The sequence below is a fragment of the Facklamia sp. 7083-14-GEN3 genome, from assembly GCF_024742075.1.
Taxonomy (GTDB): Bacteria; Bacillota; Bacilli; order Lactobacillales; family Aerococcaceae; genus Facklamia.
This window is the reverse complement of record NZ_JANSGD010000001.1, coordinates 512,656-537,905: the sequence shown is the minus strand read 5'-3', so window position 1 is coordinate 537,905 and position 25,250 is coordinate 512,656. Positions and strand designations below refer to the sequence as shown.

Sequence of the window (25,250 nt, the reverse complement as noted above, 5' to 3'; positions counted from 1 at the left end):
TCATGCTTCTAAATTATTACATAATGTGTTTAATTATCAATAAAAAAGCTTCTACCTACTGAGAGCTTCAATAAGTAGAAGATTTGATTAATCACTATTTGAGTCTAATTTCCCTTTAATGAACGTGAAACAAAAACGGCATCGCAAGTAATATCAATCCCTAAATTTTGTAATTGGTTTTTAGTATCTTGCGATAGGATAATACTAGAATGTGCTTGTGCTCCACTTAATTTTGATAATGCTTGATAGGCTGCTTGAGCCGTTGGATTTGTTACCGCTGAAATCGCCAAGGCAATCAGTAATTCGTTTAAAGTTAAGATGGGATGCTTACTTTGTAGTTTGTTCGCTTTAAGATTTTGAATCGTTTGTAAAACCATTGGAGCCAAAAGATCGATTTGGTCTGAAATACCGGCCAAGGTCTTTAAAGCATTCATAATCGCTGCTCCTGGTGCATCCATTAATTCGGTTCGTCTACCAGTGATCATTTGTCCATCGCTTAATTGAATGGCAATGACTGCTGGGTTTTCTTCTTGTGGGAAGCGTTCTTTAACCGACTGAGCGTAGGCTTGAGCTTTTACAACCGGAAGCCGGTCTTCAGCTGTTAGTCCACTCTCTTCCATTAATAAGTGCATCTTCGAACGGACCTCTTCATCCACAATTCCGACTTTATAATCCTGTTCAATTTGGAAGTAGCGCCGAATAATTTCTTGTTGAGCCGCCTCTTTAACAACCTCTTCATTAGTAATTCCCGACTTAATCCGGTTGACACCCATGTCTGTAGGAGATTGGTAGATTAAATTCGGTGAAGTGGTATTGGCTAAGATACGGCGAATAACTGGGAACATTTGCATGTCGCGATTATAATTGACAGCCATTTCGTTATAAGCATCTAAATGATAAGAGTCAAGAACATTGATATCATTTAAATCAACAGTAGCTGCTTCGTAAGCCACATTAATTGGATGTTTTAGTGGCAAGTTCCAAACGGGGAAAGTTTCAAACTTAGCATAAGAAGCCTTAATCCCCTTTTGATGTTCATGATAAAGTTGGTTCAAGCAAGTTGCTAACTTACCTGATCCAGCCCCGGGTCCTGTCACTATGATTAAGGGTTGAGTGGTTTCAATATATGGATTTTTAGCAAAACCATTTTCTGAGAAGAGAACTTCCAGATCCGTTGGATAACCATTAATCGCCTCATGTAAGTACACTTTAATTCCTCTGTTTTCAATATTTTTCTTAAAAACAGTGGCATTTTTTTGTCCTTTATATCTAGTTAATAGGACACTGTTTACTTTAATATTTAAAGTTTGGTACTCATCAATTAAGCGTAGAACTTCTTGGTCGTAGGTAATGCCATAGTCGCCACGCATTTTATGGTGTTCAATATCCTCGGCATAAATACAAATAATAATTTCAGCACGGTCTTTAAGCTTAGTCAAAAGGGTTAACTTAACGTCCTCATCGTAACCCGGTAATACTCGCTTAGCGTGCTTATCACCGATTAATTTACCACCGAATTCTAAATAGAGTTTATCAATATTCTCAAGGCGCTCAAAGATATATTTAGATTGTTCTTTGAGATATTTATCATTATCGAAACCTAATTTTTGCATCGTCCCAACCCCTTTCATCACATACAAAGTATTCTAACAAATCTTTAGGTGAGACTAAAGACTTTCTTTATCAAAAGAGCCAATAACGACTCAAAAAATTTTGAACGTTCAGTTTTAAATTTTTATTGTACCTTTTATAAACAATTTACTGCTTACTTCAATTCAAATTGCTTAAAATTCTCTGCTGTTAAATTCTTAATGAAAGCTAGGCTAAGTTTCACAGTATTTTCAAAGTCCTTATAAGAACAGAAGCAATAATTAGTATGGGCATAACGCGTCGGAGTACCCAAAGTAGCTACAGGCACTCCTTGGTTAGAAAGATGTATAGAACCCGCATTGGTTGAACCGCCCTCTCTTACCGCATGTTGAAGGGGAAGATTGTTTTCACTGGCTAATTGATTAAAGCGCTTAAGCATCCATTCATTGGCTATATAGGAGTTATCTCGGTAGCGTAATTGAGGGCCTCTTCCTAAACGAGCTTGTTCCAAGTACTGATCAGCAGTAAAGTCATCCGAAGGAGTCCCTTCAAACACTAAAGCCATCTGAGGATTTACACGTTTACTTGTTACAACCGCTCCACGCATACCAACTTCTTCTTGGGCTGCAAAAGCTGCTACTAGATTAAATGGTAAATCCTTAAGATAATCTTGCATCTCATTCATTATAGCCACTGAAACAGCTACACCAATTCGATTATCAAATCCCTTACCAAACATTACTTGATTGCGCTCATTGAAAGCAAATTCGGTGGCAGGCACAATCGGTTGACCAATTGTAATTTTGAAATCTTCAATCACTTCTTGACGACTACTTGCACCGACATCTATTTTTAAATCAGCTAAAGTTATCTTTTTGGCTCTTTCTTCGGCAGTCATGAAATGAATTGGTTTAGATGTTGAAATACCCGGATGGTAATTGCCTAGACGATCACGAACTAAATAATGCTGAGCAGAGACGTGTTCTGCTAACCAACCACCTAGCGCTTGTATATGAATTAATCCTCTTTCGTCAATCGCTTTGACCATGAAAGCCACTTCATCAGTGTGAGAATCTAACATTAAGGTGGGTTTATGAGGGTCTAGCTGATCGAGGTTATAGTAGGCATTTTTTAGATTGTCACTTTGCATGGTATAGGAACCTTTATAATTATATAGAACCTCCAAGACTTCATCTTCAAAGCCGGGTGCTCCTTTTGCGTTTACTAAATCATGAATTAACTGTTGGTAGTTCACTTTACTCTCTCCTATTCCAAAATTTTAAGAACTTCTTCAATAATGCCATCGCCATAATTTTTCTTAGCTGTAATCATGGCTGTTCGTTTAACTTCGTCTAAGGCATTAAGAGCAGCGATACTACGCCCCGCTTCTTTTAATAAGTCAATATCATTGTGGTTATCACCAGCAGCTATCACTTGATCGCTGGTAATTCCTAGATAATCAGCGATCCAATGCAAGGCTCTACCCTTACTAACATCTGCTGCTACAATATCCATTGCCCAGTCTGAATAAGTAAGGTATCGATACTCTGGTTTTAGATTATTAACTAAAGCATGGAGTCGAGATAATCCTGTTTCCGGATGGTCATCAACAATTAAAAACTTATCGACTTTCATGCTGGCCCAATCTTCTGGCTTAATTGGACGAATAATTTGTTCGGTAAAGTTATCTTTCAATTCATGTCGAATAAACTCTGTCTCCGTTAAAGCAAACTCTTCTCCATTAACAACATACACAACAGTTAGCCCCATGCTTAAAGCCACCTCAATTAAAGGACGTAAAGGACCAATAGGAAAGCTAAAAGACTGGATAACTTTACCTTCTAACATAATATTTGCGCCATTAGAAGTCGCATAAGGAAGTTTTAAATCTAATTCATCAATAATCGGTTGAACAGCCTTAGCTGAACGACCGGTTGCTAATGTGAAAGCGACACCTTTTTTTGCTAAAGTGGTTCTGAATTGTTCAAAATCGGAACTCCAATTCTTATTATGATCCAATAATGTGTCATCTAAATCGGATAGAAATAACTTAAACATAGCCTCACCTTACTTTCATAATTTGTTATCATCACTTGCTTCAGTATACCTTAAATACCATTTAAAATAAATTCCAAGTAAAAAAGCCAATCTCACTTAAATTTAAGTGAGATTGGCTAGTTATTAATATTAATTGGCTTTGACTTCTTGTTGTACCATTTGATTTGGTAGAAGCTTGACCACACTATTAACCATCAAAGGAAGTAATAAAGCGTCGTCAATGAAACCTAGAGGACCTAAAAAATCTGGCAACAAATCGGTAGGTAGTAAGACATATAAAAAAGTTGCTAGAATGAGTACTTTGGCTAACATTGGCGTTTCTCTCTTAAAAAAAGATTTTAAAAAGAGTGGGAATTTTTCAGCTAAAGTTAATTTTATCTGTTTCTTTTTCATTTAATCACTTCTTTCTCTTGGCTACAACCTACAAATATATCTTAAAGGATTATAGACATCCTTCCATCCAACTAGAGACTGAGATTATTTAAAAAGCTCAGCCAATAATTTATAAGAATGGAGGCGTGCTTTTTGATCTGGTATTGGCATATAAGCCATTAATTCGTCAATTCCCAAACGTTCAATTTCTTCATGAAGAATCTCTCCTACTTGTTCTGGGGTACCTTTTAACATAAATCTTCTTTGATATTTTTCATCTAACATAGCTTTTTCTTCTAAACTTAAATCAATGGCTTGAGCTCTTTCAAAGGACATCAAAGGAAGATTATTTTTGCGAATATGAGCAATTTCAGAAGGTTTTGCCCAGTAATCGGCTTCATCTTTTGAATCAGCTAAAATAATCTTATAAGAAACCATCACTTTGGGTTCTTGGAAAAATTCACTCGGTTGAAAATGATCGCGATAGGCTTTAAATACAGAAGCTTCCGTTTCTACCCCAAAGAACTTAGCAAAAGAATAGCCCAGTCCCATTTGTCCCGCTTTGGTTGCTGACTGTCCAGATGATCCTAACATCCAAGGTTGAGCAATGGTCCGCGTCTTGACTGGAATAGCTTGAGTCAGCCCATAAAATCCTTTGGGAACGGTATCCGTCATATAGTCTAATATAACTTGAGCTTTATCATATAAATGGTCAAAATCAATCGAATTGCCCTGTGAAAGGGCCATCATACCATTGTGATCAGTTCCTGGCGCTCTTCCAATACCAAAATCAATTCGATCTGGTGCCAATAAAGTCAAGGTTTTAAATGTTTCAGCGATTTTTAATGGAGAATAATTTACAATCATCGTCCCGCCTGTTCCTAGACGAATTTGTTTAGTAACAGCAGCTAAATAGGCCAGTAGAATTTCTGGAGCAGAACTAGCTACGGTAGACATCCCGTGGTGCTCAGAAGCCCAATAGCGATCATAACCGAGAGCTTCTAATTTTTTAACCATTTCTATAGTCTTTTCATACCTTGTTTGAGTGGATTCGTCTTCATTTAGTGGTAATAAATCATGAATTCCTAATTTCATTTTAGACTCCTTATAAAATATTTTACTAATAATCTTTATCTGATGAGCTGGGAAGAAGATAGTTAATGATTAGTGCCACTACCACTCCCATGACTGTTGAAAATAAACGAATCAGAGTATAACTTAATTGATTATTTACAGGTATATTAAAAAAAATAACTAACATGGTGGCACATCCGGTTATGATTCCTTTTTGTAAATGAATGCGACTAGCGATAGTAATATAGAGAATAATTGCTATTGGAACGAGTCCAATCAATATTTCGTCTTGACTGGAAGATATTGGAAATAAATAAATAAATAGCAAAGCTACCGCACCCGATAAAAGTACACCTATGATTCTGGCCTTGCCAAAAATATAACTACTTTCTAAGTCCTGTCTAAGTGAAAAAATAGCTGCAATACATGAAAGCATAGGACTGATTTTAAGGACGTAAAAAGAAAAAAGAATGCAGATAAAAACAGCAATAGCTGTTTTAAAAGTGCGCATACCGACTGGCGATTTTGAAAAAACCAATTTACCTACCACCCTCTTTAAATAGATAGCAATATTATAGCACGGCTTATTTAAATATTCATTATTCCTCAGGCCAATATGCTTTTAAGAAGATTTAAGATAAAAAGTTCGCTAATTTTAGCGAACTTTTTTTAATTTATTTAAATAAGTCTAAAATACCATCCAAGATACCTTCTAATCCATTAGCTTTATCATTTTGATCAGGATTATTGGTATCAGCAGCTTGATTACCGAGAATCATATCAATTATATTTCCTCCATTAGTTTGGGCTACACCACGCTCTTTTAAAGAGGAATTTACTCTTTCATAAGTCTGATTCGCTTCTTTTTGAAGCCCCTCTTTATCTAGTCCATTGGTCTTCTTACGATCTGCCATATATTTTAATATTAAAGGAGCCACTACAATCAAAGTCCGCTTAACAGCATTCTCAGACATACCTAAAGTATTAGCGATGCGACCGATAATGGTTTGCTTATCTTCAAACACATGACCTAAAATCTTATCACCATCTTGAGGATCAACGTTTTCCGTTAATTGGTCAACTGATTGGTAGTCCTTAATATCCTCATGCTTGTTTAAAGCATTATTAAAGGATTCTAACCCTTCAGGTGTTTGAGTGTTTTTATTAATTGCTGATAAAATGATTGGCAAGCCAATAGTAGCTATTTTACCAAAGTCTCCTAAGTCTAAACCTGCTTTATTCGCTAAATTCTTATTACTTTGTGCCTTAGAACCTTGTAATAACATATCTAATGGATTCAATGAATCAAATAAGCCCATTACGATCAACTCCTTTTTTATTATTAAACCAAGCATAACCTAAAAATTTAAAAGTGACTAGTAAAACGGTTACTGAGAAGCAATAATCATTCTTATTGTTCTTTTAAAGACTGTAAACGGTACATATCGTAATAAATGCCTTCATGAGCTATCAGCTCATCATGTCGTCCAGCTTCAATGATTTTACCTTTATTCAAAACGTAAATTTGATCGGCTTTTTTAATAGTTGATAAACGATGTGCAATGACAATTAAAGTCGCTTGCTGTCTGATTTTATCCAAACTTGCTTGAATGTATTGCTCACTTTCGGTATCCATTGAGGCAGTGGCCTCATCAAGAATTAAAATTCTAGGTTGACGAATCACCGAGCGAGAAATATTAATTAATTGTTTTTGTCCTGCAGATAAGGATGCTCCTCCTTCGGTCACTAGATGATCATAACCATCAGGGAAGGCTTCAATAAAGTGATCAGCTCCAGTAAATTTAGCAGCTGCTATGACTTCTTCATCCGAATAATTTCCGTGCAAACGAATATTATCTTTGATGCTACCATAAAACATAAAAGCATCCTGTTGAACTAATGAGACTTGGTCTTTAAGGGTCGCTAAGTCATAGTCTTTAATAGAGACACCATCAAAATTAATTTCCCCTTGATCAAAGTTATAGAAACGCATTAAGAGATTGATGATAGTTGACTTACCTGATCCAGTATGTCCCACTAAAGCAATCATTTGACCTTGATGGGCTTTAATATTTACTTCTTTAAGAACTAGTTGTTCTTGGTCATATGAAAAACTTAAATCTTTGGTTGATACTTCTCCATCCAGTTGTCTTTGAATTTTCTTATTGGTCTGACTTGGATTAACATCTGAGTTTGCTAAAAGCCTACGGCCTCTTGAAGCAGAGACCAATCCATCTTGATAGACTGAAAGACTATCCAACATATTACCAATTGGATTAAAAAATGATTTAGAATAAGAAGTAAAAGCATAAATCATCCCGATATCTAAGTTATTTCCCTTCAGTAAATGATTACCAAAAATCCAAATTACTAATACTAAAACAATTTCTTCAATCAAATTAACCGCAGGCATTAAAAAGATAGCGTTCATTTTGAACATATCGGTTCTTGCTTTAACATATTCTTGATTAACTTGATCAAACTCATCTTTCATACGCTCTGTTTGATTGAACTGCTGAATTAACCACATCCCCATAGTTGATTCGGCCAATTTAGCATTCACACGCGCTAAAGCAGATCGCATCTTGCGATAAACGACAGTCGATATCTTTTGATAGATGTAAATTAGAATAAAAACTAAAGGTAGGAAGGCAATGAACATCCATGAAATACCAGCATGTAAACTAAACATAGCTGTTCCGACAGTAACTGCATTAATAAAACCATCAAAGAATGTTAAGAAAACATTCCAGAATTCTTTAATCGTTTCGGTATCGTTAGTAATTCGTGAAACAACTTCCCCATTGGGTGTTTGATTGAAATAGTTCATACTTAGTTGGCCTAGTTTTGAGTATAAACGGTTACGCATACTTGCTACGGTGTATTCACTCGCCATAAAGAAATAGAAATCTTTTGCATAAATTAAGAGCATTCTTAGCATTAAAAGCCCTAAATAAGTTATTGCAACTCTAATAGTAATGCTAAAACTTGTCACTTGACCGGCAGAAATGCTGTCTAAATAACGTTTTATAATAATCGGTAAATAGGCAGCAATTGCTGAGGATGTAATCATAGCTACTACAGAAATAAGGAACCGCCACCACTGGTTTGAAGCGAAAGAGAAAAGATAGCGCAAGATATCAATTTGTTCGACAATTGAAAATTTAGTTTGTCTGGTTTTCTTATTCGTCTTCACGGACTTCACCTCCTAATTTCTCTTCTAATTGTTGCTGGTTAAACATATTAGCATACCATCCATTTAAAGCGACTAATTCTTGATGATTGCCTCTTTCGGTTATTTTTCCCTCATCTAAAACAATAATCTCGTCGGCATGCATAACGGAAGATAAACGGTGCGTTGCGATAATTGAAATGCCATTATTTCTTTCCTCTTTTAACTTTCTTAAAATGGCTTGTTCCGTTCTGGCATCCACCGCTGAAAGCGCGTCATCCATTAATAAAATCTGTGGTTGCATAGCCAAGGTTCTAGCTATCGAAATTCGTTGTTTTTGACCGCCAGAAAGTGATACACCTCTCTCACCTACTTCCGTATCATAGCCATCCGTAAAGCCCAGAATATCTTGGTGAATATCAGCTATTTGAGTGTAATGTTCTACTTGTTCTTGAGACATTTGTGGACGACCAAAACGAACATTTTCTCTAACAGAGGTTGAAAAAAGTAGGTTTGTTTGGGGAATATAACCCACATGATCTCTCAAGTAAGTTAGATCAATCTCTACTAAATCTTGACCATCAAATAAAATTTGACCTTGATCCAAATCATACAGACGCACTAGACAGTTCAAAAGTGTGGTTTTACCGGAGCCAGTCTTCCCTACAATACCTAAAGTTTGTCCTTCGCTTAATTCAAAAGTAACATCTTGTAAATTGATTTCTTCACTGTTAGGGTAAGTAAATTCTTTAATATTAACTTTTAAATGCTCAAATGGAAGTTTCTTAATACCATCTTTTGGATTATTAACACTTGCTTTTTGAGCTAAGAGTTCAGTTACACGGTCATAAGAGGCATTTCCTCTTTCCATAGTATTGACTAATCGACCTACTGCCAAAAGAGGCCAAGTCATGTTTCCCAAATAAGAGAAATAAGCAATTAATTGACCAATTGAGATTCTGCCCTCACTCACAAAATATGAACCAAAGATAATCGTTAAGACATAAGTTAATCCAGTAATTAAGTTGATGATAGGAGAATAAGCCGAATTGACTAAATGGACCTTACGGTTTTGTGCAATGACGTTATCAGTAGCTTTAACAAAGTCCTGGAGGTCTTCCTTTTCCTCACCAAAAGCTTTAATGACAGTCATTCCAGCGACACTTTCTTGAACATGATCGTTCATTTTAGAAAAGGCTCTAAGGGACTCTCTAAAATATTTATTAATCCATTTACCTAGATATCTAGAAACAAGAATAAGCAATGGGAAAGGAATAATCGTATAAAGGGTTAACTTCCAATCAATAATAATTACCATTGAAAAGAGTGTAACAATTGTTATGGATATGGCATCTGTTAAAGTTAAGATGCCTCCCCCAGCTACAAAACGTAAAGCTCTTAAGTCATTCGTAGCATGAGCCATTAAATCTCCTGTCCGATACTTACCATAAAAGGTTTGATCCATTTTTGTAAAATGGTCGTATAATTTGTTACGCATAATCGACTCTAAAATAGTAGAATTCGTGAATAGATTAGAGCGCCACATATACCGCAAACCATACATTAAAAGACCAATCAGTAAGAGAAGTAATATATATTGTAAAAGAGAGGAAGAAGTTAAATCACCTTTTGCCATTTGATCAACAACTTGACCTATTAATAGTGGGATAATGGCAGACAAAATAGCTACTGAAATTAAACCTCCAATTGCTAAGATGTAGGTCTTCCATCTCAATTTAAAAAACCATGCTAATTTGCGAAAAATTGCAAACATTCATTTTCTTCCTCTCTATATTTTTTCAAGTAATTTTAATTGTAATACATTTTAATCTCAATTTCATACTAAATGCATAAAACTCTCCCAAATACTTAAAAGTTGGGAGAGTTAATAAGATTATGAGAAAATTTATTCATTCAATGATTCCCTTTGTCTTAAAAGACGGAGACCATTTAAAATGACTAGAATGGTCGACCCTTCGTGAAAGACAACGCCTAATGGTAAATCTAAAATACCAAAAAGATTGAGAACAATTAAAATGAGAATGACACTAATGGCAAAAATAATGTTTTGTTTAATAATGCGATTTAGTTTATGACTCAATTGGTAAGAATAGAAAAGTTTTAGTAAATTATTTTTAACGACGATAATTTCAGAAGACTCCATGGCGATAGAAGAACCAGATCCCATGGCAATTCCAATATTTGCATTTGCTAAGGCGGGCGCATCATTGATTCCATCTCCAATCATCCCTACTACTTTATCTTTATCTTGACTTTCCTTAACATATTTTATTTTATCTTCTGGCAAGCATTCAGCCACAATTTTATCAATACCTACTTGATGTCCTATTTTTTCAGCCACTTGATGGTTATCTCCAGTAATAAGAACAACTTCCACGCCAGCTTGCTGGAATTTTTTGACTGCTTCGATTGATTCTGAACGAATCTTATCAGCTAACGAAATATAACCTAGTACTCTATCATTATTAGCAATGAAAATAGTTGTATGCCCTTCTTCTGTTTGTTTATTATATTGTAAATAATTTTTTAAATTTTCAAAAACAGATGGCTTTCCAACTTGAATCTGTCCTTTTTTCATCCCTTGACCTGGTAATTCTTCAACCTTTTCACTGTGATCAACTTGTGACAAATCTAAATCCTTAAAGTGTTTAACAATGGCCAGAGCAATAGGATGGTTTGATCCTTGCTCCATATATACCACTTCTTTTAAATAGTCTTCTTCTAGCTGGTAATCTACCACATCAAAAATACCTTGAGTTAGAGTACCCGTTTTATCTGAAAATAAAATATCCATGGTATTCAAGGACTCCATGGCTGCTCCACCCTTAACTAAAATACCATTTTTAGCCCCATTTGAAATAGCTGATAAAGTGGCTGGAGTAGCTGAAGCAACAAGAGCGCAAGGACTAGCTACTGTCAGCAAGACCATGCCACGATAAAAAGCTTCTTGGAATGAATAATCCGCTAAATAGTATAATCCGATGATAAATAGTGGCACAGCGATTAAAACGCCCATGGCATAACTTGATTCAAAGCGATCAATAAAACTAGCCACTTTAGAGGGATTGGATTGGGCCTCTTCAACCATTCGAATAATAGAAGAAAAGACAGTGTCTTTACTTAACTTACTTACTTCCAGTCTAAATGAATTTCCTTCATTAATTGTTCCAGCAAAAACCTCTTCGCCTTGATTTTTTTCTACTGGTAAAGATTCTCCTGTTAAAGCTGCTTCATTAATAATCACTGAGCGATCCGAGAAACCGTCTATTGGTAAAGCGTCTCCCTTAGCTACTAATACTTGATCGCCTATTTCTAAACTATCTGTGGGTACTTCTTTTGTTTCACCATTCGGTAAAACTTTTAAGGCTACATTTGGTACATGTCCCATTAGTTCTTCAATAGCTCTGGTAGATTTATTAGTCGCATATTCTTCTAAAACTTCAGCTCCCGCAAAAATAAATAAAAGCATAGCTCCTTCGGATTCATAATTAATAATAACAGCTCCTAAAGCTGCTAAAACCATAAGGAGGTCTACATTCAATTTTTTTCCAAAAAAAGTCTCACTAGCAGCTTCTTTAGTGGCAAAAAAACCTAAAAAGAAAATGGCTAAATAAAAAGCTATCCGACTTAAAAGAGGATTAAATGATAAAAAGAAACCAGCTATCATAAGGAAAGTTCCTATAGCAAAAAATTGGCCTTCCCGACTCCTAAAAATACCAGATAACATAAAATCTCCTTCTTTCTTTCTTGATTCTCTAACAAAAAAAGCGCACCAAAGACAGTTAATAAAAACTGTCTCACAGGTACGCTAAGGTATCTCTGCTGTCCTCGCAATGAGGACCGGGCTGCATGATTAAATCACCGCTTGATCAGAAATATTTAATTGTTAAAGTTTATAAATATATATTACCATCTATTATTTTTTTGTCAAGGTTTTCATTAAATCTTTTCAAAATGATCTACTAACATGGCTGGAACAAGTTGTCCACTAGAAACTTTTAAGCCTTGCATCTTCCCATAGACTTTTACATGATCATTTATTTTTAGCGTTTCGTCAGACTCGTTAATGAATTTTAAGGCAACAAGATTATTAGATTCTTCTTGGCTAGTTGATAAAGAACCTAAGGCTATCGCGCCTTCAACTCCTAAATTTTCAGTAAAGAATGAGGCTATTTTTCCTTCGAGTTGAACCCATTCATCTTTAAGTCCATTATTATCGACTATTTCTTGGTATTGAACTGAACGGTAAGAAGAATGATTAAATGATTCATTTGAAGAATATGAGTTTTGAGTACTATTTATGGTGTTAGTATCTAATTCTTCAACTTTACTTGCTTCATCGGAATCTACTCCCATTTGATCATTGAAATGCTGAGCTTTTTGAGCGGCTTGTCCTTCACGCATAGGAACGGAATTTTTGAATTGATCTTCCCCTAAAGCATTGGATGAAGAATCCTTATCAGAATTAATATGGACGGGACCTAAAGGATCGTTCATGGACTTGTCAGTAACCTGGGGTTTGATATTTGAGTCTTTACTTTTGCGCGATAAGAAATAAATGGCTCCTAAAATAATAACCAATCCAATTATTAATAATAATGTGCTTGTATCTAACATATACATTCTCCTCTGTAATTTGATAAAACAATTATAACTCATTTATTAGTCTTTTGAAAACGTTTTGCTTAAATTGTTATTCACACTTAATATCTAATAATTATCGTTTTATTTCTCCTTCTTAGCGTATAATAATTGTATACTCGTTTATAGAAAGGTGACTTAAGTTGACTAAAATTTACTTTATAATAGCACTATTTGGTCTTTGGAATTTTATTGTATTTTTACTCTATGCTTTTGATAAATATAAAGCTAAACATCAGCTTTGGCGTATTTCTGAAAAAACTTTGTTAATAGCTACACTTTGCTTAGGTGGAATTGGTGGATTGATTGCTATTTATGTATGTCAACATAAAATCCGTAAGAGTATTTTTTTAGCGACTGCCCTTTTATCCTGTATGATGATTGTGGCATTTTTTGGTTATTTAACTAGTCTTCCTTTTTAAAAAATTTATATAAAAAAAGGATCTAGTAACTAGATCCTTTTACTTATTATTTTGATTGTTTATTTTGGAAAGCTTCCCAATCTTTTAAGAATCCATCGATTCCTTTGTCAGTTAATGGATGAGACCATAGTTTAGTGAAAAGACTACCTGGTACTGTTGCAATATCAGCCCCAGCGACAGCTGTTGCTTCAAAGTGACCAATATGACGAATAGAAGCTGCAATAATTTCAGCATCTAATCCATAGTTATCAAGCACTAAACGTAAGTCAGCAATTAATTCCATACCATCTTCTCCCATGTCATCAATACGTCCGATGAATGGAGAAATATAAGTAGCACCTGCCTTAGCCGCTAGAAGACCTTGAGCAACTGAGAAAATAAGAGTGACGTTAGTCTTTATTCCTTCTTTAGATAGAGTATTAACAGCTTTTAACCCTGCTTCAGTCATAGGAATTTTTACAACGATATTATCTGCCCATTTGGCAACTTGCCGAGCTTCTTCAACCATTCCTTCATAATCTAAAGCAATGACTTCAGCAGAAACCGGTCCGTCGACAATTGAACAAATTTCTTTAATTACCGTTTCAAAATCTCTTCCTTCTCTAGAAATCAGTGTAGGGTTAGTAGTAATACCATCTACCAAACCTAGGTCGTTGATGCGCTTAATTTCTTCAACATTTGCGGTATCTAAAAAGAATTTCATATAGGGCCTCCTAATTGTATTCGTTTACTGATTTGAGTATAACAAGCTTATATATTTATTTCAATCTTGAAAACTTTATCTTTATAGCCTTATGCAGGTTTAAGATGATTGTTCTATGTTTAAGAGTGTTTCTTGATCAAAAGCTTGCAAGAAGTCAACCATTAATTGATGGCGATTTTCAGCCATCTTTTGTCCAGCTTTAGTATTCATTAAGCTTTTAAGCTTTAATAACTTATCATTAAAATGTTGGCGGACATTTCTCACTTGACGATAACTCTCTTTCGATAATATGGATGGTGAAGCAGTAGAATCCGCTTTCGGATCATAGAGAATATGTCCCTTACTACCTCCATAATAGAAAGTTCTAGCAATACCTATGGCACCCATCGCATCTAAGCGGTCGGCATCTTGAACAATCTGACCTTCTAAAGTTAAGGTTTGTTTTTCAATTAAATTAGCAGAAAAAGAGAGTTTTTTAATAATTGTTAAGACTTGCTCTACCTCTTTCTGAGGCACTTTAGCTTGCTCAAGTAAGTGTCTTAAGTCTTCTTCCTTAAGCAGGTGTTCCGCTTTTAATTTATCGTCCAACAAATCGTGAGTATAAGCTGCTGCTAAAACAACTTGAATATTAATGGGCTCTTGTATCTGTTTAATAATCTGTTCACAATTGGTAACTACTCTTTGGATATGTAACCAATCGTGGCCACTTTTTTCCTGACTTAAGTAATGTTTGGTCAGCTCTTTAATCTTCTGAATATCCATCCACTGGCACTCCAAGCTCTTCTAGTTTAGTAATGACCATTTTTATAACTTTTTGGGCGTCATCAGGATTATTTAAGACATCAAAATCATCAATCGATATCTTTAAAACTTGAGAAGCATGATAGTGATTATCTACCCAATCATCATATCCTTGCCATAGACGGCGATAGTATTCGATTAACTCAGGATCTTGTTCAAATTCACGCCCTCTTTGGTTAATTCTTTTTAAAATGCATTCAAAGGATCCGTGCAAATAGACCATTAAATCGGGAGCTTTTTTAGGGAGATCTTGTAATTCTTCCATCATATTGTCTAATAACTTTTCATAGATTAAAAACTCTTCATCAGAAATTTTTCCGGCTTGATGGTTTATTTTAGCAAAATACCAGTCTTCATATATCGAACGATCAATTATATTATGAGGGTGATAAAAAGCTCTCTTGATATCTCGATATCGACTAGATAGAAAATCTAATTGTAGTAAGAAAGGATATCTTTTTCTTTCTTGTTCTTCTTCGCTTGCTGTGTAGTATAAGGGTAAAATATGATTGTCATCCACATTTTCATAATACACTTGGCTTTTTAAAGCCTTGCCTAATAATGTCGCTAAGCTTGTTTTTCCTGCTCCAATCATTCCTCCGATAACTATCATCGCCATGGTTTCCTCCTAAATTAAAAAATAACACAAGATGTAGTGCTAGTTTTTAATACTAACACAAAATCTTGTGAGTGACCATCATTTTATGTTCGAAATTAATTTGAGAAATTAATAGAGATTGCTTATGATAGTCTTTAAAGAACGACAATCGTTAAAACTTTAGAAAGGGTTTAATTATGCTAACTAACAAATGTGCACGTCATGTATTAGAAGAAATCGTTGCTTTATTTCCAGATGCTAAACCAGAATTAAATTTTTCAAATCGCTATCAATTATTGATAGCTGTAATGTTAAGTGCTCAAACAACCGATGTGGCAGTTAATAAAGTGACACCGGCTCTCTTTGAAGCCTATCCAGATCCTGCAAGTCTAGCAAAAGCGAGTCCACAAGAGATAATGCCTTATTTGAAAACAATTGGTTTGTATCGTAACAAGGCAAAATATCTCCACCAATGTGCCAATCAATTAATAGAACGCCATCAAGGAGAGGTTCCTGGTAATCGGAAAGATCTCGAGGCTTTAGCTGGAGTTGGCCGTAAAACGGCTAGTGTAGTTTTAAGTGTAGGATTTGGTATACCTGCTTTTGCCGTTGATACGCATATCCACCGCATATGTCTTCACCATAAAATTGTTGATCCAGGGGCCACTGTACGCCAAGTCGAAAACAGAGTCACAGAAGTTCTAAATGAAGACCAATGGACCCAAGCTCACCAGTCGCTAATACTCTTTGGCCGTCGAGTCTGCCATCCACGTAATCCAGAGTGTCATGAATATCCTCAGCTTTTTACTTGTCAAGAGGAAGTCTAGCTTTTAATTTGCTATTTTGAGGGTGCTTAATTGTGGGATCTTCTAAAGTAAATGTCCTTTCATACATTTAAAAATTCAATCAGAAAGGAGCCTGTAGTGAACAGGCTCCTTTCTTAATCATATTACATTCTAAGCAAGTGCTCTCAGCTGCCTCTGTTACTTCTGTACTAGTTGGAACGGCAGTTTTAATTAACTTATCTAAGGCCTCGATCATCCACATAATTTGTTGTTGAAATTCAGCTAAGCAAATATAGGCTGTTCAACTGCTGAAATCACCTTTTGCAATAATCAGATGGTATTAATGATTGGACTCTGACTGGTGATTTATCTGCCCTTGGGTGAGATTAACATTTTTTCCTTTTTGAAAACCATCTTGATAGGCATGGTTAGACCGCGAGAAGGAAGGTTGATTAAAGGTTAGTGAACCCGTTATCTCTCGATTAAATTTTTCTTTGACAGCTTCCGGCGTTTGAATAATAAGAGCATATTTTTCATTTTCATTCATCATGGCTTGACGTTGCAAATCAAATTTTTCCTTAAGTCCGTCCATAAATCCTTGATAATAAGACTTTCTCAATTGAGATACAGGATTACTGCTTAAGTCTTCTTCACTTAATTCCGCTAGATGAATTTTAGAATAATATTTCATTGTATCCGCTGCTAAATTAAACATTTGAAAAGCTAGATCGACATCTTCTGGAAATCCCATTAAGACAATTTTACGTTGAACCGAATGTTGATGAGGTAGTCGGTTACTTTGGATATAAAACATGCAGCGAAAATTATCGGCAATAATTTTAACTAAAACCTTTTCCCACCAATACAAGCGTTTATAGACTGATAAGGAGCGCAAAATGATTTCTTGACTTTGTTTATCAGAAATTTCTTGCTGAGAGATTTTATGTTTTAACATCAATTTTTGAGCCATCAGCAAGGCAGTTTGACTCTCTTCATCGTTACCGCCATCTTCAGCTAAAGTCAATAAATTTCGGATCTTTGCTAAAATCTTTTGATTGGTCTCAGACATCTCTACTTCCCTCCTTTTCCTACTACTTTAAACTATTTATAATTTTTTGCATCTTTAAGGGTAACGGACATTCAAAATGTAAAGGTTCATTCGTAACAGGATGCAATAGCTGAATAATCTTGGCGTGTAATAATTGACCGTCTTTCAAATTCGCCAATTCCCCGGGTAAATTCTGAAGGTTTCTACGATAAAGTGGATCACCTATAATGGGATGACCTATAGCCTCCATATGGATTCGAATTTGATGAGTCCGACCTGTCTGTAACTTTAATTCTATTAAAGTAGCGTATTGAAAACGATCTAACACTTGAAAATCAGTAATAGCTTCCTTACCCGACGGATCCACATGCCATCTTAAGCGATTTGATGGGTCACGTTTAACAGGCATTTCAATATGTCCGGAGTCGCTTTCAACTTGTCCATTCACTAAAGCGACATAGGTCCTTCCCATGGTGTGATTCACCAATTGTTGACTTAAATGACGATGGGCTTGATCATTTTTTGCCACTACTAATAAACCGGAGGTATCTTTATCAATTCGATGAACAATTCCTGGTCGGTAAGATTGGGAGCCTTGAGATAGAGCTTTTCCTAAATAATAATAAAGTCCATTCACTAGCGTTCCATTGGCGTGTCCTTTAGAAGGATGGACGACCATACCAGCTGGTTTATTAACAACTAATAAGCTGTCATCCTCAAAGATAATATCTAAATCCATCGCTTCAGCAATCACCTCAAACTCCTCAGCACTCGCTTCTTTTTCAGGAAAATCGATAGTAATCATCTCATCCCCTTTTAATATGGAGTTAGCTTTTAAAAAATGATTGTTAACTTTTATTCTTTTCTCTTTAATTAGTTTCTGTAATTGTGATCTACTGAAATCTGGATAATAATTAGCCAAAACTTTATCTAAACGGTCTTGATCTGCTTCATTATTAGAAAGTTTAAATTCTTCTATCAAATTAAATCACTTCCTTCATCGGTCCATATAACCATTATAATCAATAAAATCACTCCTAAGGTCAACGACGTATCCGCTAAATTAAAAATTGGAAAATCAAACAGACGAATCTGTAACATATCTACAACATAACCTCTCAATAAACGGTCAATTAAATTGCCAACTGCCCCTCCTAATAGAAGAGCGTATGCCAATTTAGCCCAAAGGCTATAATAGCGATTCTTCCAAATTAAATAAACTAAATAGAAAATTACCAAAAAAGTTACCCCTATTAAGAAAAAACGTTGCCCATCAAATAAGCCCCAACCGGCTCCTGTATTTTGAATATAGTTTAATTGAAAAAAATTAGGAATGATTTCAACAGCTTGGTTCATCGTTAAGTAATTTTGAGTCCATATTTTTAAGGATTGGTCGAGTATTATGATTGCAGCCGTTATGATAAAAGTAGTCGTCATTTAATCCTCCTTGTCCAAATTAATTCTAATTTGATATAATATTTGTGTTTACAATACCTATTATTATATACTAGACGTATTAAAAAGTTCAATTTAGATAAACTATAAATTCATTATAAAGGAGAAACGATGAAAACAAGAAAAATATTAATCCTCCTAAGCCTGTCTATTCTCATTGTTGGTTGTGGAAACTCATTAGAAAGAGCTAAACGGACGGTTAGTCTCATTCAAGATAATGTTACTTTAATTATTGGAAATATTAGTGAAATTCAAAACCGTGAATTTGATCTTCAACAAGATTTTGAAGCGACCATTAATTTAAGTGAAGATTTATCCGGCTTTGGCCAGAGTGATAACCCTCTTAACAAAAACATTGAAAAACGAAAAGAATTATTAGCCGAAATGGAAGAGAGTCGACAACAATTACTGGAATTATGTCAAGAACTTGAGGAAATACCAGAAAACGATCAACTTCCCAAAGATCAAATAACGAAAGTTATCGAGTATACGACTAATCTTTGTGATAAAACGGACATCTATATCAGCAATTATCTTGAGAATATTGAAACTGAAGACCAGTCTTATAAATCAATCACTAGTGAGGAGATTGATCATGAAACTTTCTTCGCTGTTTTTGATAATGTCAATCTCTTATATACTGAAAATAATATGAATCTAGATCATATTCTTGAGTACTTTGAACCTTTAAATACGCTATTAGTTAATTTAAAAGTCTACCTAGTTAATATTACAGGTGAATAAATAGAAAGCGGTGATTTAATGAATATAAAACGTATTTTACAAGTGACTTTACTCTCCTTTTTAATGGTTTTGCTAGTAGCTTGTAAACCAAAAGTCGAAGTTAAAGAAGAAGCAAAAGATACTCAACTTCCTAATGTGGCCTTAGCCTATTCTGAGGAAGAAATTGTAGAATTCAATAATCGCATTAATCAAGGAGAAAATAATACTTATGAGGGTTTATCTCCTCATAATAATCCTATCCTTACTGTCCCTGAAAAACTACCTTCTGTGCTCTTTTATGATTCAGGTATCGATATTCCATATCCTGAAGAAGGAGTTAAAGGAATTTATCTTGCTCCATCTGTCTTCGCTGATCCTGAACGTTTAAATTATCTTTTGGATTATGTTGAAAATACCGCCTTAAATGCAGTGGTTATCGACTTTAAGGATGATGAGGGTGTCATTCAAACAGAGTTAGAAACCGATAATCCATTAGTCAATCAAAACTCTTATAACAATGTTGATATTAAAGAACTTTTAAAAGAATTGGAAAAACGGCAAATTTATCCAATCGCTCGAATTGTTACCTTTAAAGATCGGTTAGTTGCTGAAGCCAAACCGGAATATTCATTTAAGGATATTGAAACAGGAGAAATTTGGCAGGATGGAAATGGTGCTAAATTTATCAATCCTTTTCTTTCAGAAATTTGGGATTACAACATTACTATCGCTATAGAAGCTGCTAAACTAGGGTTTAAAGATATTCAATTTGACTATGTTCGTTTCCCTGAAGGCTTCCAAACTTTCTCAAATCAATTAGAATATAATATAGGTAATTATCAAACCTATGTCACTGATGACCCTGAAAAATTTGGTCAAGAAAGAGTTTATGCTATCAATGACTTCCTAGAAGAAGCTAATGATAGACTAGCACCATATGGTGCAGATGTTTCAGCCGATATCTTTGGATATACTGCGATTGCTGGCGACGCTCCAGACGTTCGTGGGATTGGTCAGAATTTTGAGCAGATTGCAGAAAGAGTCGACACGATATCTTCCATGATTTACCCTTCTCACTGGGGCTTGGGATTCTTTGGTATACCAGCTCCTGACTTGGAACCTTATAACTTGGTCGATCAGTATATGTACTCTGAAAACCTTATCCTAAAAAACATTACCAATGCCGCTAATAGCCGTCCATGGCTTCAAGATTTCACAGATTGGAACTTGGCACCTGGTACTTATCAAGAGTACGGTCCCCTTCAAGTTCAACAGCAAATTGTGGCTTTAGAAGAAAACGGTATCTATGAATTTCTTCTATGGAATCCTTCAGGCATCTTCAATGAAGGAGTAGACTATGCTCCTGAGTCTTCTGGCAATGAATATTATTATTAAACTCTAAATTAAAAGAGAAACTGATTATTCAGTTTCTCTTTTATTATATTATTTATTATCTTTCAAGGGACGTATCATACGACCTTGCTGGTCATATATATAGTCTTGAACTTTCTTCCCATCTCCCATTGCCTCAACTAAACGATCACGATAAGGCTCAGCCAATTCATCAAATAAAGCTTGTTCATCTTCTAAAAAGAATTTCTTTCTTAAGGATTCAACTTCTCCTTGACTCCTTAATTTTACTTTTAATGAAGGAAGTTCCTCATCAAACTCTCTTTCGACAATGCGATAATAATAATTACTATCCCCATAAGTAATTTCTAAAGCTCCTGAATTTGTCCTTCTTTCTTTAACATCCTTATAATTGTCTTTTTGTAATTCCCACCAAGCTTTTATTCCTCTGAGAGCTTCTTCTTCAGTAGCATAGGATCCATGTTCTTTCACGACATTATCGCGACGATTCAACCAATAATTTGTATAGACCTTGCGTCCCATTTGATCATCCTTTCTATTTAAATTTACTCTTTTATTATAACCTCGATAGTAAACGCTTTCAATTATTTATGGTTTTACGGACTGTTTTTTTTATTATAAAATGTCTTAAGGAGGTGTGCTATGCCAGTTATAAGCATTAAAGACGCTACACATTGCGATATTAATGATATTCAAGCAATTTATAAAGACTATATTGAAAATAGTCAGCTAACTTTGGAAACTCGTGTGCCTTCCAGTCTAGAACTCGAAGAAAAAGTCACTCATTATCAAGAAAGTCATGCCTTTCTCTTAATTCTTATGGATCAAGAAATAATAGGATTCGCCTATGCCTATCCTTTTTCACCTCGTGCAGCTTATCAACACTCAGCCAATATTGCTATGTATCTATTACCAGATTATGATGAATTCAATCTTAAAAATTTACTCTATCAAGAACTAGAAAATCGATTAAAAGCCAAAGAAATAATCAATCTTCTATCGTGTCTGCCACAACAACAAAAACATCAAATAGATTTTTTAAAAAGTCAAGGTTTTGTAATTAGAGGCGATTTTCCTAAATCTGGTCGTAAATTTGATCAAATTTGGGACTTGGTTTGGTTAAGCAAAGAAATTTAATTTTTAAAAACTCGATAAGGACTTCAAAATCCTTACCGAGCTTTTTTGTATTAATATTTAGTAACTTTTTTACCACGATAGTCAAAGCGATATTGCCCTTGCTCTAACAGTTGATCAGCGTATTTCTCCTCTAATCTCAAATTATAGATATTATCATCCAAAGTTGGGTATACGGTTAATTGATAATCCACAGCAGAGAAAAAATTACCTTCATCAATAAGACGTTGAATCATAACTTCAAAAGCACGCCTTACAAAACGGTTTTGAATCTCATTATTTTTAAATTGAAAAATAGAGTAGGTTTTGGCTGCTGGCAGTTGAGCATAGGCTTGTTCAAAACTTTCACTGGATTCTATTTTTTCTGTCATTTCGATAGTTGTCGAGCTACTTGTTTGATTAGTTTCTTTATTTGAAATAGAACTTTCTTGAACTGTGGTTTGAATAACTTCAGCTTTATTGCTCGTCTCGACTACTTCTGATGTCGAATGTACTAATGATTCAGATGAATTTTTATCTATTTGAGATTGAACGCCTAATCTTTGACCAGCTTCTTGAATCGAATTGCTTTTAAGCCATAACAACATAGTAGCTGAAAATAAAATGATAAAAATAAGAATCCAGACAATAGGATTTTTAGGAGTTTTTGCTTGTTTTTTTTTATCTTGCAACGTTACTCTCCTCTTAATCTTAGCAATCTGCTAGGATCTAGCAAAATCTATAATTTCTTCTACTTTCAGTGACGAATCGCAAACAGTTTCTGTACGATTCTGATCGGAATAAATCAATCCAGGGACTGTAACAACATCATATCGCTCACGAAACTTTTGGGTTCCTTCTAAGTCATTTTGATTTTGTGAATGTAAGAAATAAACTGGTAAATCATTTGTCACAGCGGCTTCTGCTAACTTACCAACAAATAGACGGCTATATGGGCAAGTCTCACGACCTACAAAAATAAGGTTGCCTTCTTTAGCTTCTACTAAATCAAAAGCTTCTTTGCTGTCGATTTTCTTAAAGTGCTTAACTGCTTCATTAAAATCATTTATATCCATATAAATCTCTCCTTTCGATTAGCTATATTATATCGGAAGTTTTAAAATAGTTAAACTAAAATAAATCTTCTTTATTAAAAAGATGATCTTGTAGTCTCTTTTTGTGTTGCAACTGCTTAAAATGACGGTTTATTAATAAAGAGATTAAGCCTACTATTAAAAGAAACCATGCTATATTAAGATAAAAATTCTGTTCACCTGTAGTTGGTAGTAAATGAGGGGGGTTATCACTCCCTTCATATGTGTTTTCTATCTTTTCATTTTGACCAGATGGTTTGGCTAAATTACTGACTTTTTTAGCTCTATTCTTTTTAGCCAATTTATCTTTTAAAAAGTCTAAATTATCTTGTTTATTTATTTCACTAGCGTTTAACTTTCGATCTCCCTTAAGTAGACCTTTTTCATTTAAGCTACTTTTTTCTTCCTCTACCTGTTGATCATTATTTTCCTCTTCTTTAACATAATTTACCGTTTCATTTTTAGGAGTTTGGCTTTGAAGTAAATCTTTTGCTTGATACTCTAATAAATAGCCCGAATCTGCCCCTAAATTAGGTGACCAAGTCTGATTGTTCTCATTAAATAAAACTAACTTTATTTGATAGCGGTCATGGAGAGTTTTTATTTGTTGGATGTTTTTATCACTAAATAAATGATGCTGGTTAAGATAATTCGCAAGATAATGTTTCATATTTTCAAATAATTCACTATTAATTAAATGGAAGTAATGCAACTGACTTTCTTTAAGGTTTAATAAATTGCTGTAAGCAGCGTGATAGACTTCATTACTATCGTTTGTATAATAATCACTTAAAGCTTGATAAGCAATTAGTTCAATATCAAACAAACTCAGTTCTTTCGCATATTGGAAAGAAGAAAAAGCTAAGTCATCTAAAATAGTAACCTCTTCATCAGCGAGCTTAAGTTTTAATTCCTCCATAGTCATCATTTTACTAAATAAATCATAAATCTGCTGGAAAGTAATTTTTGAATATGCTTTAGGAACAATTTTTTGTAAATACTTATCGATAGAAACAATTAAACTGGCTAAATTAGAATCATCTAATTGCAAATTTTCTTCGTTAATTAAGTTAGCATTTGGTGAATAAGGATAGAGTTGACATTGATTAAGTTGGGCCAATGTTTCTTTACTGCTTTGAATTTGATCACTTAAGTTTTCATTGTCATAGAGTAATTGCTGGTACTCTGCTTCTAGTTCCGCTTGTTCGCTAATATATTGGTCTAAAATTTGATTCAATTCTTCAATATAAGCTTGCCATTCTAAAACACTAGGATCTTGACTAATTAAGGCTAATTGTTCTTGCGCAGATAGGGAAACAAAATCTTCTTGCTCGATTGATAAATTTTGGTAGATTGTTTCTATTACTTCTTCAAGTGCAAGGTTGGCCTCATTCAAGGAATTAGTTGGACCTTCTTGAATAGAAAAAATCTCCTGATTCAAAATTTGATAGCGCTCATTAATTGCTGTCATACGAACTTGATTCGCTTCAAATTGATTTTGTAAATCTTTATTTAGAAGTTTATCTTGGTTATCCGATGAAGTAATTGGCGTCTCTCTTAAAAGCATTTGACAAACTTCTAAAGATACGAGATTTTTATCAGACTGAATTTTAGGATAAGCCATCTCACCTTTTTGAGCATATACAGTTGTTAAACTAATGCTTTGAGTAAAGAGTACTAACAAAACTATTATCTTTTTCATAATTCACCTATCCTCTATTTTTGTAAATAACTGATTGTAAATACAGAAATATATAGAAAAAGTGCTAATAATTTGTTTAATCTAAATATGAATCCAACTCTAAATCTTTCTCATAATTTGTGTAAGGTTGTTCTACTCCCACATGTACTTTCTCTACAGTAGAGACCTATGTCTAAACCGCTTGCTACTAACAGAATGATTTAACAATGAGACCATTCCGCATAGCAATGATACGTTGGAATCTATATCATTAAATCCAGAATGATTCTCCATTCACCATCCATCTTAAAAGTGTATTCTCCAATTCAAAAAATTCCTTCTACTCTTATACTTGGCCTGAAAATAAATTACCATGAGAATAGCAAACACATTAATGAACATAAAAATATTTAATAGTATTTACTTTTATTAGAATTTCTTTCTAAAAGTAAATTCACTCCTACATCAATGATTATTTGAGTTAAATTCATTTGAGAATCACTTCATAAATATGTAACTTTACTAAAT

Annotated in this window: 26 protein-coding genes; 5 read left to right on the top strand and 21 right to left on the bottom strand. The window is 34.4% G+C overall.

Annotation, left to right across the window (positions count from 1 at the left end; all coding sequences use genetic code 11):
* Positions 1–104: 104 nt before the first annotated feature.
* The 11 genes from NW240_RS02550 to NW240_RS02500 all read right to left on the bottom strand — a co-directional run bounded on the left by NW240_RS02550 (position 105) and on the right by NW240_RS02500 (position 12,904).
* Positions 105–1,613 (bottom strand): DUF1846 domain-containing protein, encoded by a 1,509-nt coding sequence (locus tag NW240_RS02550; protein ID WP_258435883.1) that lies wholly within the window; start codon positions 1,611–1,613, stop codon positions 105–107.
* A gap of 152 nt (positions 1,614–1,765) precedes the next feature.
* Entirely contained in the window at positions 1,766–2,845 is a 1,080-nt protein-coding gene (locus tag NW240_RS02545) for a M42 family metallopeptidase (protein ID WP_258435881.1), read from the bottom strand.
* An 11-nt stretch (positions 2,846–2,856) separates the two neighbouring features.
* Positions 2,857–3,648: a Cof-type HAD-IIB family hydrolase gene (locus tag NW240_RS02540; RefSeq protein ID WP_258435880.1), complete on the bottom strand. Its 792-nt coding sequence runs from the start codon at positions 3,646–3,648 to the stop codon at positions 2,857–2,859.
* 129 nt (positions 3,649–3,777) lie between these two features.
* On the bottom strand, positions 3,778–4,041 hold the full coding sequence (locus NW240_RS02535) for a YkvA family protein (protein ID WP_258435879.1): 264 nt from the start codon (positions 4,039–4,041) through the stop codon (positions 3,778–3,780).
* Positions 4,042–4,125: 84 nt separating this feature from the next.
* Positions 4,126–5,115, bottom strand: coding sequence for an MsnO8 family LLM class oxidoreductase (locus NW240_RS02530; protein WP_258435878.1), 990 nt, complete (start codon positions 5,113–5,115; stop codon positions 4,126–4,128).
* Positions 5,116–5,140: 25 nt separating this feature from the next.
* Positions 5,141–5,632 carry an aromatic acid exporter family protein gene (locus tag NW240_RS02525; protein ID WP_258435877.1) on the bottom strand — a complete coding sequence of 164 codons (492 nt, stop codon included), beginning with the start codon at positions 5,630–5,632 and terminating at the stop codon, positions 5,141–5,143.
* Between the two features lie 136 nt (positions 5,633–5,768).
* The gene (locus tag NW240_RS02520) at positions 5,769–6,413 is read right to left on the bottom strand and encodes a DUF937 domain-containing protein (RefSeq protein ID WP_258435876.1); all 645 of its coding nucleotides are present in this window, start codon (positions 6,411–6,413) and stop codon (positions 5,769–5,771) included.
* Between the two features lie 92 nt (positions 6,414–6,505).
* On the bottom strand, positions 6,506–8,290 hold the full coding sequence (locus NW240_RS02515) for an ABC transporter ATP-binding protein (protein ID WP_258435875.1): 1,785 nt from the start codon (positions 8,288–8,290) through the stop codon (positions 6,506–6,508).
* The gene (locus NW240_RS02510) at positions 8,277–10,040 is read right to left on the bottom strand and encodes an ABC transporter ATP-binding protein (RefSeq protein ID WP_258435874.1); all 1,764 of its coding nucleotides are present in this window, start codon (positions 10,038–10,040) and stop codon (positions 8,277–8,279) included. Before NW240_RS02510 ends, NW240_RS02515 begins: the two co-directional genes overlap by 14 nt.
* 132 nt (positions 10,041–10,172) lie before the next feature.
* A complete protein-coding gene (locus tag NW240_RS02505; RefSeq protein WP_258435873.1) occupies positions 10,173–12,014 on the bottom strand; it encodes a heavy metal translocating P-type ATPase in 1,842 nt (613 codons plus the stop codon).
* A 212-nt stretch (positions 12,015–12,226) separates the two neighbouring features.
* The gene (locus tag NW240_RS02500; RefSeq protein ID WP_258435872.1) at positions 12,227–12,904 is read right to left on the bottom strand and encodes an LPXTG cell wall anchor domain-containing protein; all 678 of its coding nucleotides are present in this window, start codon (positions 12,902–12,904) and stop codon (positions 12,227–12,229) included.
* Positions 12,905–13,071: 167 nt separating this feature from the next.
* Here NW240_RS02500 and NW240_RS02495 point away from each other — a divergent pair, with 167 nt between their 5' ends.
* Positions 13,072–13,350 (top strand): DUF1294 domain-containing protein, encoded by a 279-nt coding sequence (locus NW240_RS02495; protein ID WP_258435871.1) that lies wholly within the window; start codon positions 13,072–13,074, stop codon positions 13,348–13,350.
* Between the two features lie 46 nt (positions 13,351–13,396).
* Here the strand turns inward: NW240_RS02495 and fsa are convergent, their stop codons facing one another.
* The 3 genes from fsa to NW240_RS02480 all read right to left on the bottom strand — a co-directional run bounded on the left by fsa (position 13,397) and on the right by NW240_RS02480 (position 15,473).
* Positions 13,397–14,053, bottom strand: coding sequence for a fructose-6-phosphate aldolase (gene fsa / locus NW240_RS02490; RefSeq protein WP_258435870.1), 657 nt, complete (start codon positions 14,051–14,053; stop codon positions 13,397–13,399).
* A 99-nt stretch (positions 14,054–14,152) separates the two neighbouring features.
* Positions 14,153–14,815: an HD domain-containing protein gene (locus NW240_RS02485; RefSeq protein ID WP_258435869.1), complete on the bottom strand. Its 663-nt coding sequence runs from the start codon at positions 14,813–14,815 to the stop codon at positions 14,153–14,155.
* Positions 14,796–15,473: a deoxynucleoside kinase gene (locus NW240_RS02480; protein ID WP_258435868.1), complete on the bottom strand. Its 678-nt coding sequence runs from the start codon at positions 15,471–15,473 to the stop codon at positions 14,796–14,798. Before NW240_RS02480 ends, NW240_RS02485 begins: the two co-directional genes overlap by 20 nt.
* Positions 15,474–15,649: 176 nt before the next feature.
* Here NW240_RS02480 and nth point away from each other — a divergent pair, with 176 nt between their 5' ends.
* The gene (gene nth, locus NW240_RS02475) at positions 15,650–16,279 is read left to right on the top strand and encodes an endonuclease III (RefSeq protein ID WP_396134527.1); all 630 of its coding nucleotides are present in this window, start codon (positions 15,650–15,652) and stop codon (positions 16,277–16,279) included.
* Between the two features lie 298 nt (positions 16,280–16,577).
* On the opposite strand, the gene NW240_RS02470 is transcribed toward nth, so the two are convergent.
* The 3 genes from NW240_RS02470 to lspA are packed head-to-tail and all read right to left on the bottom strand — an operon-like array spanning position 16,578 to position 18,722.
* A complete protein-coding gene (locus tag NW240_RS02470) occupies positions 16,578–17,306 on the bottom strand; it encodes a DUF2786 domain-containing protein (RefSeq protein WP_258435867.1) in 729 nt (242 codons plus the stop codon).
* Between the two features lie 22 nt (positions 17,307–17,328).
* Positions 17,329–18,267: an RluA family pseudouridine synthase gene (locus NW240_RS02465; protein WP_258435866.1), complete on the bottom strand. Its 939-nt coding sequence runs from the start codon at positions 18,265–18,267 to the stop codon at positions 17,329–17,331.
* Positions 18,264–18,722 (bottom strand): signal peptidase II, encoded by a 459-nt coding sequence (gene lspA, locus NW240_RS02460; protein WP_258435865.1) that lies wholly within the window; start codon positions 18,720–18,722, stop codon positions 18,264–18,266. Before lspA ends, NW240_RS02465 begins: the two co-directional genes overlap by 4 nt.
* Before the next feature lie 129 nt (positions 18,723–18,851).
* Between lspA and NW240_RS02455 the strand changes: the two genes are divergently transcribed.
* Both NW240_RS02455 and NW240_RS02450 read left to right on the top strand, forming a co-directional pair.
* Positions 18,852–19,484 (top strand): YkyA family protein, encoded by a 633-nt coding sequence (locus NW240_RS02455; protein ID WP_258435864.1) that lies wholly within the window; start codon positions 18,852–18,854, stop codon positions 19,482–19,484.
* Positions 19,485–19,502: 18 nt separating this feature from the next.
* The gene (locus tag NW240_RS02450) at positions 19,503–20,858 is read left to right on the top strand and encodes a putative glycoside hydrolase (RefSeq protein ID WP_258435863.1); all 1,356 of its coding nucleotides are present in this window, start codon (positions 19,503–19,505) and stop codon (positions 20,856–20,858) included.
* A gap of 48 nt (positions 20,859–20,906) precedes the next feature.
* Here NW240_RS02450 and NW240_RS02445 read toward each other — a convergent pair whose 3' ends face one another.
* Positions 20,907–21,356, bottom strand: coding sequence for a hypothetical protein (locus NW240_RS02445; protein WP_258435862.1), 450 nt, complete (start codon positions 21,354–21,356; stop codon positions 20,907–20,909).
* Between the two features lie 120 nt (positions 21,357–21,476).
* On the opposite strand from NW240_RS02445, the gene NW240_RS02440 reads away from it, so the two are divergent.
* The gene (locus NW240_RS02440) at positions 21,477–21,971 is read left to right on the top strand and encodes a GNAT family N-acetyltransferase (protein ID WP_258435861.1); all 495 of its coding nucleotides are present in this window, start codon (positions 21,477–21,479) and stop codon (positions 21,969–21,971) included.
* A gap of 50 nt (positions 21,972–22,021) precedes the next feature.
* Here NW240_RS02440 and NW240_RS02435 read toward each other — a convergent pair whose 3' ends face one another.
* The 3 genes from NW240_RS02435 to NW240_RS02425 are packed head-to-tail and all read right to left on the bottom strand — an operon-like array spanning position 22,022 to position 24,743.
* The gene (locus NW240_RS02435) at positions 22,022–22,639 is read right to left on the bottom strand and encodes a hypothetical protein (protein ID WP_258435859.1); all 618 of its coding nucleotides are present in this window, start codon (positions 22,637–22,639) and stop codon (positions 22,022–22,024) included.
* A 30-nt stretch (positions 22,640–22,669) separates the two neighbouring features.
* Positions 22,670–23,023, bottom strand: coding sequence for a hypothetical protein (locus tag NW240_RS02430; RefSeq protein WP_258435858.1), 354 nt, complete (start codon positions 23,021–23,023; stop codon positions 22,670–22,672).
* A gap of 55 nt (positions 23,024–23,078) precedes the next feature.
* Positions 23,079–24,743, bottom strand: coding sequence for a hypothetical protein (locus NW240_RS02425; protein WP_258435857.1), 1,665 nt, complete (start codon positions 24,741–24,743; stop codon positions 23,079–23,081).
* Between the last annotated feature and the right edge of the window lie 507 nt (positions 24,744–25,250).